Below are 15273 nucleotides of genomic sequence, written 5' to 3'. Positions count from 1 at the left end.
GACAGGGGAGGCGCAATCGCGTCCCCGGCCGCCCTCCGGGTTGATCCGGGCCTCGTGCGGCGTCAGGGTGCGGCCAAGGTTTGGCTTCACCCTCAGGGTATCCGATGCGTCGCTCGCTGAAGTTCGTCGTTCTCGCCGCCGCGGCCGCCCTGCCGGCCGCCTGCGCGCCGAACCCGATCATCGCACGCGACCCCGTCCCGGCCCCGGGCCCCGACATCGCCTATCGCTGCTCCTCGACCCCGGCGCTCCTCAACGGCTACTGGGCCGAGTGCGAGCGGATCCGGCGCGAGCGCGAGGTCGTGATCCGCACCAAGGGCTGACGCGCACCCCACACCCGGACAGGTCGCCGCGCCCTCGGAACCGGGCGCCGCTCCCCATGCGTTAACCGGCATCCGTCACCGGAGGATGCCCCGCGTGGTCCGTCGTCTCATCCCGCCGCTCGCAGCCCTGGCCTGCTTTTCGGGCCCGGCCCTCGCGCAAGCGCCCCTCGCGGTTCGGGTGCGCCCGCCGGCCGTCGCGCCCGACATCTACAACCGCGCCGCCGCGCCCGGCCCCACCGTTCTTCAGGTCTCGCCCGGCGTCATCGTCGGGCCGCTGCCCGCTGGCCCGAGCGGCCTGGTGGCGATCCGTGCCGTGCCGATCGCCGCCGTCACCAACGGCGCCGCCTTCGGGCCGACCGGCTACGGCTACTACAACGACAGCCTCAGCGAAGGCCCGCTCGACCGCCCGCACCGCATGGCCGATTACGTCCTCGGCGGCCGGGCCTACTGATCCTCACCCCCAACGAAGGAAACGTCCCATGCGTACGCGCCTCCTCGCGGCGGGCCTTTTCGCCGGCCTCGCCACCCTCGCGGCGGCTCTGCCGGCCGCCGCCCAGAGCGTCGGCTACGTCACCGGCTTCCCGGGCAAGGACCCGGCCGGCGACGACGAGATCGGCTGGGGCCCGGCCTACCGGCCCGAGACCAGCTTCTCGCAGCCCGGCACCCCGCCGACCCCGGGCGACTTCGCCGGCGCCGCCTATCGGGCGCGCACGGGGCACGGGCCCTACGACGCGATCCAGGCCCCGATGCGGCCGGTTCGCGCCTACCAGTACCAGAACCCGGGCTACGGCTACGCGCCGGCGGGTTACTACGGCGAGCGCGAGTATGCCCCACGGGTGCGGAGCGTGCGGGTGAAGCACCGGCATCATGCCAAGGCGAAGATGCACCGGGCGTATCGGCAGGTGATGCGCTGACGGTTCGTGCAACTTGCTCAGTAAAACCGTCCACCCTCCTGGTCATTCCGGGGCCGCGCAGCGGAGCCCGGAATCCAGAACCGCAGGTGGGACAGGATCAATCGTAACGCGATCCGCCGTATTCTGGACACTCGGCGGCTCTGGATCCCGGGCGCCGCTGCGCGGCCCCGGGATGCCCCTGTGAGGTGGGGCCGTCGGTCAAGCGCTGGACGTGATCTGGACGATCGCGCTTCGACCTGGGCCGCTCCTCAAGCAAACCCTTCCAGCACGATTTTCCCCTTCGCCCGCCCGCTCTCCAGGAGCGCGTGCGCCCGGCGCAGGTTCGCGGCGTTGATCGGGCCGAAATGCTCGGCGAGCGTCGTGCGCAAGCGCCCGGCCTCGACGAGGCGTGCCACCTCGTCCAGCAACTCACCCTGCGCCCCGATGTCGACGGTGCCGAACATCGGTCGGGTGAACATGAACTCCCAGTGCAGCGACAGGCTCTTGCGCTTGAGGAGCGACACGTCGAGCGTCGCCGGGTCGTCGATCAGCGCGAGCCGCCCTTGGGGCGCCATCAACTCGACGATCGCCGCGAGGTGGCTGTCGGTGTGGGTGGTCGAGAAGACCAGGCCCGGGGCGCCGAGGCCGAGATCCGCCACGGCCTGCGCCAGCGAAGCTCCGTGATCGACCACGTGATGGGCGCCGAGTTCCCGGCTCCACGCCTGCGTCTCCGGCCGCGAGGCGGTCGTGATGACAGTGAGGTCGGTGAGCTGACGCGCCAGCTGCGTCGCGATCGAGCCGACGCCGCCGGCCCCGCCGACGATCAGCACGGCCTTGGCCGCGCCGGGCACGACTTTACGCACGTCGAGCCGGTCGAACAGCGTCTCCCAGGCGGTGATCGCGGTCAGCGGCAGGGCCGCGGCCTCGGCGAAGGAGAGCGAGGCGGGCTTGTGGCCGACGATGCGCTCGTCAACGAGGTGGAACTCGGCATTGGTGCCGGGGCGCTCCAGGGCGCCGGCATAGAACACCTCGTCACCGGGGCGGAACCGCGTCGCCTCGGGCCCCGCCGCCACGACGATGCCGGCGGCGTCCCAGCCCAGGACCTTCCAGCCACCGGCCTCCGGGGCGGCACGGCGGCGCACCTTGGTGTCGACGGGGTTCACCGACACCGCCCGGACCTCGACGAGAAGGTCGCGGCCGGTGGGCTCCGGGCGGGGCAGGGTGATGTCCTGGAGGGCGGCTTCGTCCTCGATCGACAGCGAGGTCTGGTAACCGACGGCGCGCATGGGCGGGCTCCTCTGCATCATTCGCCGAAGTGGTCACCGGTTCGGCGAAGGGAATGATGCGAAACGAGAACCTGGGCGGGCCTGCGCGAGCAGGACTGCTCAGGGATGACTGAGGCGCAGATGACCGCTACCCTCAGCCTGCGCAAGAACGCACATGAAGCGCCCATAGTGTCGAAAAGGATACCGTGATGGCCCGCACCCGGCACCGCAGCCTGGATTGCAGCCCGGGCTGCGCCGTCGAGGCGACGCTGCAACTCATCGACGGCAAGTGGAAGGGCGTGATCCTCTACCACCTGCTGGCCGAGGCGCCGGAGGATTCCCTCCGGTTCAACGCCCTGCGCCGCCGGATGCCGAACGTGACCCAGCGCATGCTGACCAACCAGCTGCGCGAATTGGAGGCGGACGGGTTCCTGCATCGCACCGTCTATGCCGAGGTGCCGCCGCGCGTGGAATACCGCCTGACGGCGCTTGGCCGCAGCCTCGAACCGGTGATCCGGGCGCTCAAGGCCTGGGGCGACGCGCACGCAATGTCGGCGCCGGAGGCCGACGCGGCCTGACGGTTCAGCGCGACAGGCTGCGGAAGACGCACACCCGTCCGCGATCCTCGTAGCCGGCCGGGCATTGCGCCACGCAGGCACCGGCGGCGAATTTGAGGGGAGGGCGGCAGGAACTCTCCTCCTGTTGTGCCCGGACCGATGGCGGCCGCAACAGGCCGACCACGATCGTTACGGCGGCGGTCAGGATGATCCCGAGGGCGACGAGGCGCAGCACGGCTCCGCACTCCTGGTCTTGTGCATCGCACCGTATCATATGGGCCGCACGCGGTGCACCGACAGGGCCGGGCCCGGAAGGCGATACAGGAACCTGGGGCCTGGGGATGGTGCCGTGCGGCATCCTGGCTCCCCCTGCCTGCGCGCTTGACCCGCCCCGGCAGACGTGGCCCCACTCAGGGATATCGGTCCGGCCACGCTGCCGGCCTCAGCCCCGGCAGCACGGACCCCGCCTCTCGCGCAGGGAAAGGACAGGACATCAGACGATGGCGGAGCTCAGCCGTCCGGACCTCGATTACCGCCTGAAGCAGCAGAAGATCCTGTCCGAATTCGGTGTCGAGGCCCTGCGCGCCGACGATCTCGGCCGGCTGCTGCAGCGCGCCACGGAACTCTGCGCGGACGGGATGTCGGCCCAGTTCTGCAAGGCGCTGGAATACAAGCCGGACCGGGATACGCTCCTGGTCATCGCGGGCGTCGGCTGGGGGCCGAACGTGGTCGGTCACGCCCTGGTGGGGGCCGACCTCGCCTCTCCGGCGGGCTACGCCCTCAAGACCGGGCGACCGGTGATCTCGAACCACCTCGAGAACGAGCGCCGCTTCCGCACCCCGCAGCTGATGGCCGATCACGGCGTGCGCCGGGCCCTCAACGTGCTGATCCAGAATCGCGAGGGCGATTTCGGCGTGCTCGAGGTCGATGACACCCGCGAGGGCCAGTTCGATGAGGCCGACATCGCCTTCATGCAGGGCTTCGCCAACCTGCTCGGCGGCGCCATCGAGCGTCAGCGCGCGGAAGCCCGCCTCCAGGCCGCCCTCGACCGCCAGGAGCTGCTCACCCGCGAGATGAGCCACCGGGTCAAGAACAGCCTCGCCACCGTGGCCGGCCTGCTCTCGCTCCAGGCCCGCACCACCGAGGACCAGCAGGCCCGCGACGCCCTGGCGGATGCCCGCTCGCGGGTCGAGGCGGTGGCGCAGGTCCACGACCAGCTCTGGCGCCAGCCGGATCTGGCGGCGGTGGAGCTGTCGGGCTTCCTCGGCTCCCTGTGCGAGAAGCTGCGCGAGAGCGCGCCCGGCCACGCCATCACCTGCGAGGCCCCCGCGATGCCGATCCCGGCCGACCTCGCGATCCCGCTGGGGCTGTTCGTCAACGAGCTCGTCACCAACGCGGTCAAGTACGCCTATCCCGGCGGCCACGGCCCGGTGCGGGTCGCGGCGGTGCCGGAGGGCGAGGGGCGGTTCCGCCTCAGCGTCTCGGATGACGGCGTCGGCCTGCCGGAGGGGTTCGATACGGCCGCCGCACGCCGCAGCCTCGGCATGCGGGTGATCCACGGGCTGGCCCGCCAGCTCGGCGGCGAACTCTCGGTCACGGGCCAGGGAGGCGCCTGCTTTTCCCTGACGGTGAATCTCGCGTCGGCATAGCCGGTCCCGGCGGATTTTTCGGGACCGTCGCGGTGAGCCGCTTCCCACGGCCGCAACTCTTGCACTAGGCTCGCGGCAGCGCTGCCGCTTCGCGACGCCAAGGGTCGACGGCAAGGGTCGACGCCAAGGGCGAAAGCGGCGCCACGGGGACCGGAGAACCGGACCCGCCTCGAACAAGCCCGGGCATCAGATCCGGGCGGATCGTCAAGGGTGGAAACGATGGGCGAGATTTCTCGCGGCGGCCCGAGCCGTCGCAGCCTCCTGGCCTCCGGCGCGGCCGCGGCCGGACTCGGGTTGATGGGTGCGCGCCCCGCTTTCGCGGCGGTGGACTGGAAGAAGCACGCCGGCACCACCCTCGAGGTCAACCTGATCAAGGGGCCCCGCGGCGACCTGCTCCACCGCAGCGCCGCCGAGTTCACGGCGCTCACCGGGATCAAGGTCTCCTCCGAGGTGATCCCCGAGCAGCAGCAGCGCCAGAAGATCGTCATCGAGCTGACCTCGGGCCGGCCGAGCTTCGACGTGGTGCACCTGAGCTACCACGTCCAGAAGCGCCAGTTCGACAAGGCCGGCTGGCTCGCCGACCTCTCCGGGTTCATGAAGGACCCGAACCTGACCGAGCCGTCCCTGAAGGAGGCCGATTTCAGTTCCGCCGGCCTGCAATACGCCAAGACGCCGAACGGCGAGATGCGCTCGCTGCCGCTCTCGGTCGATTACTTCATCCTCTACTGGAACAAGGAGCTGTTCCAGAAGAAGAACGTCGCCTACCCCGAGACCTTCGACGACATGATGCGGGCGGCCGAGACGCTGACCGACCCGAAGGCCGGCACCTACGGCTTCGTCGGACGGGGCCTGCGCAACGCCAACATGGCTCTGTGGGGCGCATTCTTCCTCGCCTATGGCGGCCGCTTCCTCGACGACAAGGGCAACCTGCTCATCGACGGCCCGGAGGCCGTGGAGGCGACGAAGCTCTACCAGCGCCTGCTCACCAAGACCGCGCCCCCCGGCGTCGTCGGCTTCAACTGGATGGAGTCGATGGCCGCCTTCACGCAGGGCCGGGCGGCGATGTGGCTCGACGGCGTCGGCTGGGCGCCGCCGCTGGAGGATCCGAACGCCTCGCGCGTCGTCGGCAAGGTCGGCTACGCCGTGGTGCCCAAGGGCCCGAAGGACCACGCCTCGGCCACCTACGGCGACGGCATCGGCGTCGCGTCGGCGAGCACCAAGAAGGAGGCCGGCTACCTCTACTGCCAATGGGCGGTGTCGAAGCTGATGGGCGGGCGGCTGCTCCAGGCCGGCGGCGGCGTGCCATTCCGCGACTCGATCCTGAGCGACGCGGAGGTCCAGCAGGGCGTGAAGATGCCGCGCGAATGGCTCGATTCGGTGATCGGCTCGGCCAAGATCAGCAAGCTCGGCTTGCCCGTCGTGGTGCCGGTGGCGGAGTTCCGCGACATCGTCGGCTCGGCCGTGACCGCGACCCTGTCGGGGGCCGACCCGGCGGCCGAGCTGAAGAAGGCGGCCGAGCAGTACCGGCCGATCCTCGAGCGCAGCGAGAAGGCGTGATGGTGCGGGCCGGCCTCGCATCGCCCGCGGACGACCTGTCATCGGCCGACGAGGCCGCGCCCGCTCCCCGCTGGCGCCCCCCGGGCTACTGGCCCTTCGTGGTGCCGGCTCTCGTCGTCGTCGTCGGGGTGATCGTCTTTCCGTGGGCCTTCACCCTGTGGATGAGCGTGCACGAATGGAAGGTCGGCGCCGCGCCGGCCTTCGTCGGCCTCTCCAACTACACCCGGCTGCCGACCGATCCGCGCTTCCTCGACGCGGTGTGGCAGACGCTTCTCTATACCGCGCTCTCGGTGATTCTGCCGCTGGTCCTCGGGACGCTGGCGGCCTGCGTGTTCCACGCCAAGTTCCCGTTGCGCGGCTTCCTGCGCGGCGTGTTCATCCTGCCGATGATGGCGACGCCCGTCGCCATCGCGCTGGTCTGGACCATGATGTTCCACCCGCAGCTCGGGGTGCTGAACTATCTGCTCTCGCTCGTCGGCATTCCGGCCCAGCTCTGGGTGTTCCATCCGGCGACCGTGATCCCGTCGCTGGTCCTGGTCGAGACCTGGCAATGGACCCCGCTCGTCATGCTGATCGTGCTCGGCGGCCTCGCGGCGCTCCCGACCGAGCCCTACGAGAGCGCGCAGATCGACGGCGCCTCGATCTGGCAGATGTTCCGCCACATCACCCTGCCGCTGGTGGCGCCGTTCCTGTTCGTCGCCGCGATGATCCGGATGATCGACGCGGTGAAGAGCTTCGACATCATCTTCGCGATCACGCAAGGAGGGCCGGGCACGGCATCGGAGACGATCAACATCTACCTCTACAGCGTCGCCTTCGCCTATTACGACGTCGGCTACGGCTCGGCGATCGCCGTGGTGTTCTTCCTCCTCATCATCGCGCTCGCCGCCGCCCTGCTGGTGGTCCGCAAGCGCACGCAAGGGGCGGTGGCATGAACTGGCGCTGGCTCCTGAAGCAGGCCGCCCTGCTCTTCGCCGTCCTCGTCATCGTCTCGCCGGTGATCCTGTTCTTCGTCTGGATGCTGTCGCTCTCGGTCAAGTACGAGATCGACAACGCCGCCTATCCGCCGGTGCTGATCCCCGAGCGCTTCGCCTGGAAGAACTACACCGACGTCCTCGAATCGAACCGGTTCTCGACCTACTTCCTCAACAGCCTGCTGGTCACCGGCACGGCGACGCTGCTCGCGCTCCTCGTCGGGGTGCCGGCGGGCTACGGCATCGCCCGGATGAAGGCGGCCAAGGCCGCGGTGGTGATCCTCGTCGCCCGCATCACCCCGGGCCTGTCCTACCTGATCCCGCTCTTCCTGCTGTTCCAGTGGCTCGGGCTTCTCGGCACCTTGTGGCCGCAGATCATCATCCACCTCGTCGTCACGGTGCCGATCGTGATCTGGATCATGATCGGCTATTTCGAGACCACGCCGCTCGAACTGGAGGAGGCCGCCGTCATCGACGGCGCCAGCCGCTGGCAGGTCTTCCGCTACGTGGCGCTGCCGATCGCCAAGCCGGGCATCGCGGTCGCGATGATCCTGGCGGTGATCTTCTCCTGGAACAACTTCGTCTTCGGCATCGTGCTCGCCGGGCGCGAGACCCGGACCCTGCCGGTCGCGGTCTACAACATGATCTCGTTCGACCAGCTGAGCTGGGGCCCGCTCGCGGCGGCGGCCTTAATCGTGACGCTTCCGGTGCTGGTCCTGACGGTCGTCGCCCAGCGCCAGATCGTCGCCGGGCTGACGGCGGGGGCGGTGAAGGGGGGGTGAGGGGGATCATTCATCCTCCATCCGTCCCACCCGCGACCTCATCCTGAGGTGTCAGTCCATCTTGATGGACTGACCTCGAAGGAGACTTCCAGAAGTCTCGCGATCCCTGGAGCCCTCCTTCGAGGTCAGCCGATCGCGGATCGGCCAACACCTCAGGATGAGGGCGCGGATGGGACGCGGTGAGGGTCATGATTGCACGCGCCCTCCTGCTATCCCCGTCGCGCATCCCGCCCCCACCCATGTTGACACCAAAAAACGAATGAACGATCGTTTCAATCGAAGGACCGCCGAACGGTCCCCATGACGATCGATGGGTGGGAACGCCGATGCTGCAACGCGCGGACAGCTACGCCGACCTCCTCGAAAAATTCCGCTGGCGGATCCCGGCCCGCTACAACATCGGCACCGACATCTGCGACCGGCACGCCCCGGGCAACCCGCTCGCGCTGATTCATCTCGACCATGACGGCGCCGTGCAGCGTTACGGCTTCGACGACCTGCGCCGGCTGTCGAACCGCTTCGCCAACGTCCTGACGGCGCACGGGCTCGCCCGCGGCGACCGGATCGGCGTGCTGCTGCCGCAATCGCCCGAGACCGCCATCGCCCATATCACCGGCTTCCGGGCCGGGCTCGTCACCATCCCGCTCTTCGTGCTGTTCGGGCCCGACGCGCTCCGCTACCGCCTCGGCAACAGCGGCGCCAGGGCCGTCGTCACCGACCGGGCCGGCGCCGTGCTGCTGGCGGCTTTGCGCGAAGCGCTGCCCGCGCTGGAGCGGGTCTACTGCATCGACGGAGCGGAGGAGGGCGCGGAGGATTTCCACGCCCTGTGCGCGCGAGCCTCGGACGCCTTCACGCCGGTCGATACCGCCGCCGACGACCCGGCGGTCATCATCTACACGTCCGGCACCACCGGCGATCCGAAGGGCGCGCTCCACGCCCACCGGGTGCTGCTCGGCCACCTGCCCGGGGTCGAGATGCCCCAGCGCTTCCTGCCGCAACCGGGCGACCGGTTCTGGACCCCGGCGGACTGGGCCTGGATCGGCGGCCTCCTCGACGTGCTGCTGCCGGCCCTGCATCACGGCGTGCCGGTGGTCTCGCACCGGGCGAAGAAGTTCGATCCGGAAGGGGCGTTCCGCCTGATGGCCGAGCAGGAGGTGCGCAACGTCTTCCTGCCGCCGACCGCCATGAAGCTGATGCGCCAGACCCGCGCGGCGCCCTATCCGGGCCTGAACCTCCGCTCGGTCGGCAGCGGCGGCGAGAGCCTGGGGACGGAGATGCTGGCCTGGGGCGAGACGGTTCTCAGCGTGCCGATCAACGAGTTCTACGGCCAGACCGAGTGCAACCTCGTCGTGTCGTCCTGTGCCGACCTGTTCCCGGCCCGGCCCGGTGCCATGGGCAAGTCGGTGCCCGGCCACGACGTCCGCATCATCGACGGGGAGGGCCGCGAGGTGCCGGACGGCACGACCGGTCACATCGCGGTGCGCCGGCCCGACCCGGTGATGTTCCTCGGTTACTGGCAGAACCCCGAGGCGACGGAGAAGAAGTACATCGGCGACTGGCTGATCACCGGCGATCTCGGCCGGCGCGACCCGGACGGCTTCCTGTGGTTCGTCGGCCGCGACGACGACGTGATCACCTCGTCGGGCTACCGGATCGGGCCGGGCGAGATCGAGGATTGCCTGCTGCGCCACCCGGCGGTGGCTTTGTGCGGCGTCGTCGGCGTGCCCGACCCGGTCCGGACCGAGGCGGTGAAGGCCTTCATCGTTCTCAAAAACGGCGTCGAGGGCACGCCCGACCTCGCCCGCGCGATCCAGGACTTCGTGCGTACCCGGCTCGCCGCCCACGAATACCCGCGCCACGTCGCCTTCGTCGAGGACCTGCCGATGACCGCGACGGGGAAGATCATCCGGCGGGCGCTCCGGGAGCGGGGAGGGGCGTGAGCCGGCCGACCTGGACGCTGAAATCCAGTGAGCACTCCATTTCCACCACACGGGGTCATTCCGGGGCCGCGACAACGGAGCCCGGAATCCAGACGCTCCGGTGTTTCAAGAAAGGTGGGACGATCGCCGCCCGATCCTGAACCATCCGCGGTTTCAGGCTCCGCTTTCGCGGCCGCGGAACGACGAGGAGGGTAGCAGATCCTGTTCGACTTGCGAAAATTAGCTGCAACGACCTTTTCCCATCCCTCTCGCGACCTCATCCTGAGGTGCGACTGAAAGGAGCCTCGAAGGAGGGCTCCAGAAGTCTTCGCGATCCCTAGAGCCCTCCTTCGAGGTCAGTCGATTTTCAATCGACTGACACCTCAGGATGAGGTCGTGTGTGGGGGTAAGTGCTGGAGTCGATCAAACAATCTCTCAAAGCCAGGCCTTTTAAGGTGGTTTTTATTGTGAATGATCTTTATTTTATCCGATGTCGACGCGCCATCTTCTCTCGATCGGCGCCCTGGTATCGGGAGCACTTTCGGTCCCGGGGCGCACCATCAAGCTTGGCTGCGCGATAGTAAATTTTTGCAGACCATCCAAGTATTTGACACCTTAAAAGGCATGGCTCTCAAAGCGCGACCATCCGACAGACCGACCATTTGGACCATCGACCCATCCCCGCCGATCAGGCCTTCCAAACCTGGCCAGCAACCGTCCCCTGGTGACACCATGAAGCTGCATCACTGCGTCGGCGCCCGCTCGTTCCGGCCGCTCTGGGCCCTGGAGGCGCTCGGCCTGCCCTATGAGCTGGCGATGCTGCCGTTCCCGCCGCGGGTCCATGCCAAGGAGTACTTCGCGCTCAATCCCCTCGGGACGATCCCGCTCTTCGAGGATGGCGAGACGCGGATGACCGAATCGGCGGCGATCTGCGAATATCTTGCGGCGCGCCACGGCGCCGGCGGACTCGGATTGCGGCCCGACGAGGCGGAATACGGCCGCTACCTCAACGCGCTGCATTTTGGCGAGGCGACCCTGACCTTCCCGCAGACCCTGGTGCTGCGCTACGGCCGGTTCGAGCCGCCGGAGCGGCGCAATCCCGGCCTCGTCGAGGATTACGCACGCTGGTTCCTGTCGCGGCTCAAGGGCTTCGGGGCGGTGCTGGGAGATCGCCGCTTCGTCTGCGCCGGCCGCTTCACCGCCGCCGACATCAGCATCGGCTACGCCCTGATGCTGGCCGAGTTCGCCGGGCTCGGCGAGCAGCTGCCGGACTTCGCGAAGGCGTACTGGGCGGGTCTGACGAACGAACCGTCCTACGCCCGGGCGCTGGCGGCCGAGCGGGCGGCGGCGGAAGCGCAGGGCGTGTCGCCGGTGCCGTCGCCCCTGGGCGGCTGACGCAGGCCCGGACCGCCCCCTTACGGCGTTTGATCCAGCGCAAGGCCGGGCCGGACGGCCTGCCGCATCGTGAGGGCCGGCCCGCCCCCGCGAGGGGGCCGTTCCAGCCCGGGGGCGTCGACGACCGCCCCCGACCCCGCGTGAGGTCGCCCGATGCCCAACCGAACCCTCCTCGACGTCCTCGCCGGTCGTCCCGTGCGCGGCGTGAGCGGGAGCTTCACCGTCGCGAGCGTGTGCCATCGCCTGCGCGATTACGGCATCGGTGCCCTCGTGGTGATGAAAGCCAGGCGCCTCGTCGGCATCATTACCGAGCGGGACATCGCCATCCGCGTCGTCGCGGGCCACCGCGACCCCATGCTGACCCTCGTGCGGGAGGTGATGACGCCCGATCCGCGGACGATCGATGCCGGGGCATGCCTGGCGGAAGCCCACCGGCTGATGATCGACGGCGGGTTCCGGCACCTGCCGGTGATGCGCGGCGACGACGTGGTCGGGGTGATCTCGCTGCGCGACATCCCGGCTCCGGACGGTCCGTCCGCGCGCGACGCCGTCGGGGTGCCGGGATGAGCGGGAGAGTTCGCGACGGATCGACGAACCCGTAGGGCCGGCGATCGGGGGGCGGTCATGCCGGCGCGACCGGCCCCCGGGGAACCGTGCCTCGAATTCGAAGGGTATGAGGTCCGCCTCTCCCGGGACGCCGCCCACCTGCTCGGGGAGACCGGATTGCCGGGGCGGGCTGCCTGGTCGTCGATCATCGCATGCCGGCATGGACGGGGCCACGCTCGTCATCCGCCTGCGCGAGCGCCGCGTCGGCCCGCCCGCCATCCCGGTCACCGGCCGGGTCACCGAGGAAATGCAGCGGCGCGAGCCGGCTTCCGGCAGGTGGGCGAGAACCCCTTCGAGGACGGAACGCCGCTCGCCGGCACCCACGCGGCCCTCGCCGCGCTTGCCTGAGAACCTTGCCTGAGAACCTTGCCTGAGAACCTTGCCTGAGAACCTTGCCTGAGGACTAAGGGAAATCCCTTACGCGCTGGACCGGAATGTCGCGCCATTCCCCGCTGCCGTAACCCTGTCGTCGCACGCTACCCGGACGAGGGATCCCCATGCAGCTCGCGCTCGCCACCGCCGGCCTCGGCCCCGTGTTCGAGGCCGCGCCAGCCCTCCGGAGCCGGCAGGACGGCACGGACGCCGGCACGCGCCGCCGCTTCGAGGCCGGGGAGGAGATCTACGCCGAGGGCGACCGCGTGGTGCATTTCTACAAGGTCGTGTCCGGCGCGGTGCGGACCTACCGGCTCCTGAGCGACGGACGCCGGCAGATCGACGGCTTCCACCTGCCGGGCGACATCTTCGGCCTCGAGGCCGGCGCCGAGCGGCGGACCGGCGCCGACGCGCTCACCGGCACCACGCTCGCCGCCTTCCGTCGCGGCGACCGCGAGGCGCTGACCGGAGGGGCCGGGGCGCTCGCCCAGGAGGTGGTGGCGGCGATGCTGCGGGCGCTGGAGCGGGCGCAGGATCACATGATGCTGCTCGGCCGCAAGTCGGCGCGTGAGCGCGTCGCGAGCTTCCTCCTCGGTCTCGCGGAGCGGGCCGGGACGGACGGCGCAATCGCGCTGCCGATGTCGCGGACCGACATCGCCGACCATCTCGGCCTGACGATCGAGAGCGTCTCGCGCACCCTGACCCGGCTGGAGCGGGACGGGGTCATCGCGCTGCCGGCCCATCGCCGCACCGTCCTGCTCCGGGACAAGGCGGCGCTCCGCCGCCTGAATGCGTGACGGCCCGCAACGATCGGCGCCGCCGCGGCAGGGCCGGCCGGACGCGTCTCGAACGGCCGGACAGGACCCGCGCCCGTCACCGCGCCGAGGCTGCCGATTGCGATTGCAGGTAGGCGATGACGTCCGCCCGATCCAGCGGATCGGCAAGGCCCCCGAAGCGCATGCGCGTGCCGGGCGCGACCTTGCCCGGATCGGCGAGCCAGCGGTCCATCGCCTCCGGCGTCCAGGTGCCGCCCAGGGCGCCCAGCGCCGCCGTGTAGCCGTAGCGCGGGCTGTTGCTCGCGACCGGCTTGTTCATCACGTCGAAGAGGTTGGGACCGTTGCGGTCGCCGGCGCCGGGGCCGACCGTGTGGCAGGCGGCGCATTGCCCGAAGAGGCGGCCGCCCCGGCGCGGATCGGCGACGCGCAACGCCGCTTCGAGACCCGGATGCTCGCCGAGCATGCGCCGCCGCGCCGCGCCGTCGTCGTCCGCGCAGGCCGAGAGCAGGAGCGCGCAGGACAGGACGAGGCCGGCCCGGGCTCTGCGTGACACGGCGCGATTTCGGACGGTCATCTATTCCGCTCCTCGCCGTGGGTCATGGCTGGGACCGCACGGCCCCGTCCGCCTCACGCGGCTGGCCGCTCCGCCACAGCCTCGACACCCTCGCGGTGGTGCTCTCGCACGAACCGGGCATGGTGTCGCCCGCGCTCCGGGACGGCGGCCTGCGCGCCTTGACGGGACCGCCCCCGTCCATGACGAGCGCAGCACGACCGGACGCAGCCACAGGCGAGACGACACGATGCCCGACGACACCCTTCTCCCGAGCCGACGGACGATCCTCGGCGGTACGGCGGCCCTGGCGACGCTCCTCTCCACCCGGGGTGCCGCGGCGCAGACGCCCGCCCCGCGCCGTTCGCGGCTGATCCTGCTCGGGACCGCCGGCGGCCCGACGCCGAAGCCGAACCGCGCCGCGCCGGCCCAGGCCATCGTGATCGACGGGCACACCTACCTGATCGATGCCGGCAACGGCACCGGCCGGCAGATGGTGCTGGCCAAGCTGAAGCTCGGCTCCCTCGATTCGATGTTCCTCACCCACCAGCATTCGGACCACAACGCCGATTACGGCAACGTGCTCCTGCTCGCCTGGGCGACCGACCTCGCCCACCGGGTGAACACCTACGGGCCGCCGCCGCTCGTCCGGATGACGCGCCAGTTCCTCGAGCTCAACGAATCCGACATCACGACCCGCATGGCCGACGAGGGCCGGCCGCCGCTCGCCGACCTGATCGTGCCGCACGAGGTCACCGGACCCGGAGAGGTGATGCGCGACGAGCGCGTCACCGTCACGGCCGCCCTGGTGCAGCATCCGCCGGTCGAGCCGGCCTTCGCCTTCCGCTTCGATTGTCCCGACCGGTCGATCGTGATCTCGGGCGATACCCGCTACTCGCCGAACCTGATCGCGCTCGCCAAGGGCGCCGACATCCTCGTCCACGAGGTCATGTACCTGCCCGAGCTCGACAAGCTGATCGCCACCGAACCCAACGCCAAGACCCTGCGCGAGCACCTGATCGCGAGCCATACCACCACCGAGGAGGTCGGGCGCGTCGCCACCGAGGCCGGCGTGAAGACGCTGGTCCTGTCGCATTTCGTGCCGGGCGGCTACCCGTTCATCAAGGACGAGGTCTGGCTCGAGGCGGTGCGGCCGCACTTCAAGGGCGAGATCGTGGTGGGCCGGGACCTGATGGAACTCTGAGAGTCTGTTTGACTTACAAAAATCTAGCCGCGACGACCTGTCCTATCCCTCTCGCGACCTCATCCTGAGGTGCGACTGTAAGGAGCCTCGAAGGAGGGCTCCAGAAATCTACGTGATCCCTGGAGCTCTCCTTCGAGGTCAGTCGATTTTCAATCGACTGACACCTCAGGATGAGGTCGCGTGTGGGGATCAGTGCTTGAGCCAATCAAACAGGCTCTGAGGGTGTGTCGGCGCGAGCCGATCAAGACCTGATATCCTCCAGCGTCATCCCGGGTTCCCGGCTGCGCCGGGCCCCGGGATGACGTGGAGGGTTGTCGATGCCGGCGTCGGATCGACTGGTCGGTCGATCAAGCAGGCTCACGGAGCTTGCGGCCCGGAACGAACAAAAACGGCCGCCGGGGCGATGGGCCCCGCGGCCGTCGAGAGGGGCGGGCCTGGTCAGGCCCGCCGATGC

The 15273-nt window shown here is 69.7% G+C and carries 16 protein-coding genes; 13 read left to right on the top strand and 3 right to left on the bottom strand.

Annotated features, from left to right (window positions below):
• Positions 1-104: 104 nt before the first annotated feature.
• The 3 genes from F1D61_RS22550 (at position 105) to F1D61_RS22540 (ending at position 1234) form a co-directional block, all read left to right on the top strand.
• A complete protein-coding gene (locus F1D61_RS22550) occupies positions 105-320 on the top strand; it encodes a hypothetical protein (protein WP_203154343.1) in 216 nt (71 codons plus the stop codon).
• Positions 321-405: 85 nt separating this feature from the next.
• Positions 406-771, top strand: a complete 366-nt coding sequence (locus F1D61_RS22545; RefSeq protein ID WP_203154342.1) for a hypothetical protein — start codon at positions 406-408, stop codon at positions 769-771.
• Positions 772-799: 28 nt separating this feature from the next.
• A complete protein-coding gene (locus F1D61_RS22540) occupies positions 800-1234 on the top strand; it encodes a hypothetical protein (protein ID WP_203154341.1) in 435 nt (144 codons plus the stop codon).
• A gap of 248 nt (positions 1235-1482) precedes the next feature.
• Here the strand turns inward: F1D61_RS22540 and F1D61_RS22535 are convergent, their stop codons facing one another.
• Complete coding sequence (locus F1D61_RS22535) at positions 1483-2499, bottom strand: zinc-binding alcohol dehydrogenase family protein (protein WP_203154340.1); 1017 nt, start codon at positions 2497-2499, stop codon at positions 1483-1485.
• A 188-nt stretch (positions 2500-2687) separates the two neighbouring features.
• Between F1D61_RS22535 and F1D61_RS22530 the strand changes: the two genes are divergently transcribed.
• Entirely contained in the window at positions 2688-3056 is a 369-nt protein-coding gene (locus tag F1D61_RS22530) for a winged helix-turn-helix transcriptional regulator (RefSeq protein WP_203154339.1), read from the top strand.
• A 4-nt stretch (positions 3057-3060) separates the two neighbouring features.
• Here the strand turns inward: F1D61_RS22530 and F1D61_RS22525 are convergent, their stop codons facing one another.
• On the bottom strand, positions 3061-3270 hold the full coding sequence (locus F1D61_RS22525) for a hypothetical protein (protein WP_203154338.1): 210 nt from the start codon (positions 3268-3270) through the stop codon (positions 3061-3063).
• Positions 3271-3535: 265 nt separating this feature from the next.
• On the opposite strand from F1D61_RS22525, the gene F1D61_RS22520 reads away from it, so the two are divergent.
• The 8 genes from F1D61_RS22520 to F1D61_RS22485 all read left to right on the top strand — a co-directional run bounded on the left by F1D61_RS22520 (position 3536) and on the right by F1D61_RS22485 (position 13086).
• On the top strand, positions 3536-4684 hold the full coding sequence (locus F1D61_RS22520) for a sensor histidine kinase (protein WP_203154337.1): 1149 nt from the start codon (positions 3536-3538) through the stop codon (positions 4682-4684).
• Positions 4685-4981: 297 nt separating this feature from the next.
• The gene (locus F1D61_RS22515; protein WP_246775477.1) at positions 4982-6241 is read left to right on the top strand and encodes an ABC transporter substrate-binding protein; all 1260 of its coding nucleotides are present in this window, start codon (positions 4982-4984) and stop codon (positions 6239-6241) included.
• Positions 6241-7176, top strand: a complete 936-nt coding sequence (locus tag F1D61_RS22510) for a carbohydrate ABC transporter permease (protein WP_203154335.1) — start codon at positions 6241-6243, stop codon at positions 7174-7176. The genes F1D61_RS22515 and F1D61_RS22510 overlap by 1 nt, the downstream gene beginning before the upstream one ends.
• A complete protein-coding gene (locus tag F1D61_RS22505; protein ID WP_203154334.1) occupies positions 7173-7997 on the top strand; it encodes a carbohydrate ABC transporter permease in 825 nt (274 codons plus the stop codon). Before F1D61_RS22510 ends, F1D61_RS22505 begins: the two co-directional genes overlap by 4 nt.
• 326 nt (positions 7998-8323) lie before the next feature.
• A complete protein-coding gene (locus tag F1D61_RS22500; RefSeq protein ID WP_203154333.1) occupies positions 8324-9937 on the top strand; it encodes an acyl-CoA synthetase in 1614 nt (537 codons plus the stop codon).
• 711 nt (positions 9938-10648) lie between these two features.
• Positions 10649-11311: a glutathione S-transferase family protein gene (locus F1D61_RS22495; RefSeq protein ID WP_203154332.1), complete on the top strand. Its 663-nt coding sequence runs from the start codon at positions 10649-10651 to the stop codon at positions 11309-11311.
• Between the two features lie 153 nt (positions 11312-11464).
• The gene (locus tag F1D61_RS22490) at positions 11465-11878 is read left to right on the top strand and encodes a CBS domain-containing protein (RefSeq protein ID WP_203154331.1); all 414 of its coding nucleotides are present in this window, start codon (positions 11465-11467) and stop codon (positions 11876-11878) included.
• 536 nt (positions 11879-12414) lie between these two features.
• Positions 12415-13086 carry a helix-turn-helix domain-containing protein gene (locus F1D61_RS22485; protein ID WP_203154330.1) on the top strand — a complete coding sequence of 224 codons (672 nt, stop codon included), beginning with the start codon at positions 12415-12417 and terminating at the stop codon, positions 13084-13086.
• A gap of 76 nt (positions 13087-13162) precedes the next feature.
• Here the strand turns inward: F1D61_RS22485 and F1D61_RS22480 are convergent, their stop codons facing one another.
• A complete protein-coding gene (locus tag F1D61_RS22480; protein ID WP_348649386.1) occupies positions 13163-13618 on the bottom strand; it encodes a c-type cytochrome in 456 nt (151 codons plus the stop codon).
• Positions 13619-13865: 247 nt separating this feature from the next.
• Here F1D61_RS22480 and F1D61_RS22475 point away from each other — a divergent pair, with 247 nt between their 5' ends.
• The gene (locus tag F1D61_RS22475) at positions 13866-14819 is read left to right on the top strand and encodes an MBL fold metallo-hydrolase (protein WP_203154328.1); all 954 of its coding nucleotides are present in this window, start codon (positions 13866-13868) and stop codon (positions 14817-14819) included.
• The last annotated feature ends 454 nt before the right edge of the window (positions 14820-15273 follow it).

It is taken from the genome of Methylobacterium aquaticum, assembly GCF_016804325.1.
Lineage (GTDB): Bacteria > Pseudomonadota > Alphaproteobacteria > Rhizobiales > Beijerinckiaceae > Methylobacterium > Methylobacterium aquaticum_C.
The sequence above is the reverse complement of the archived record's forward strand: the minus strand, read 5'-3'. Positions and strand labels throughout refer to the sequence as shown.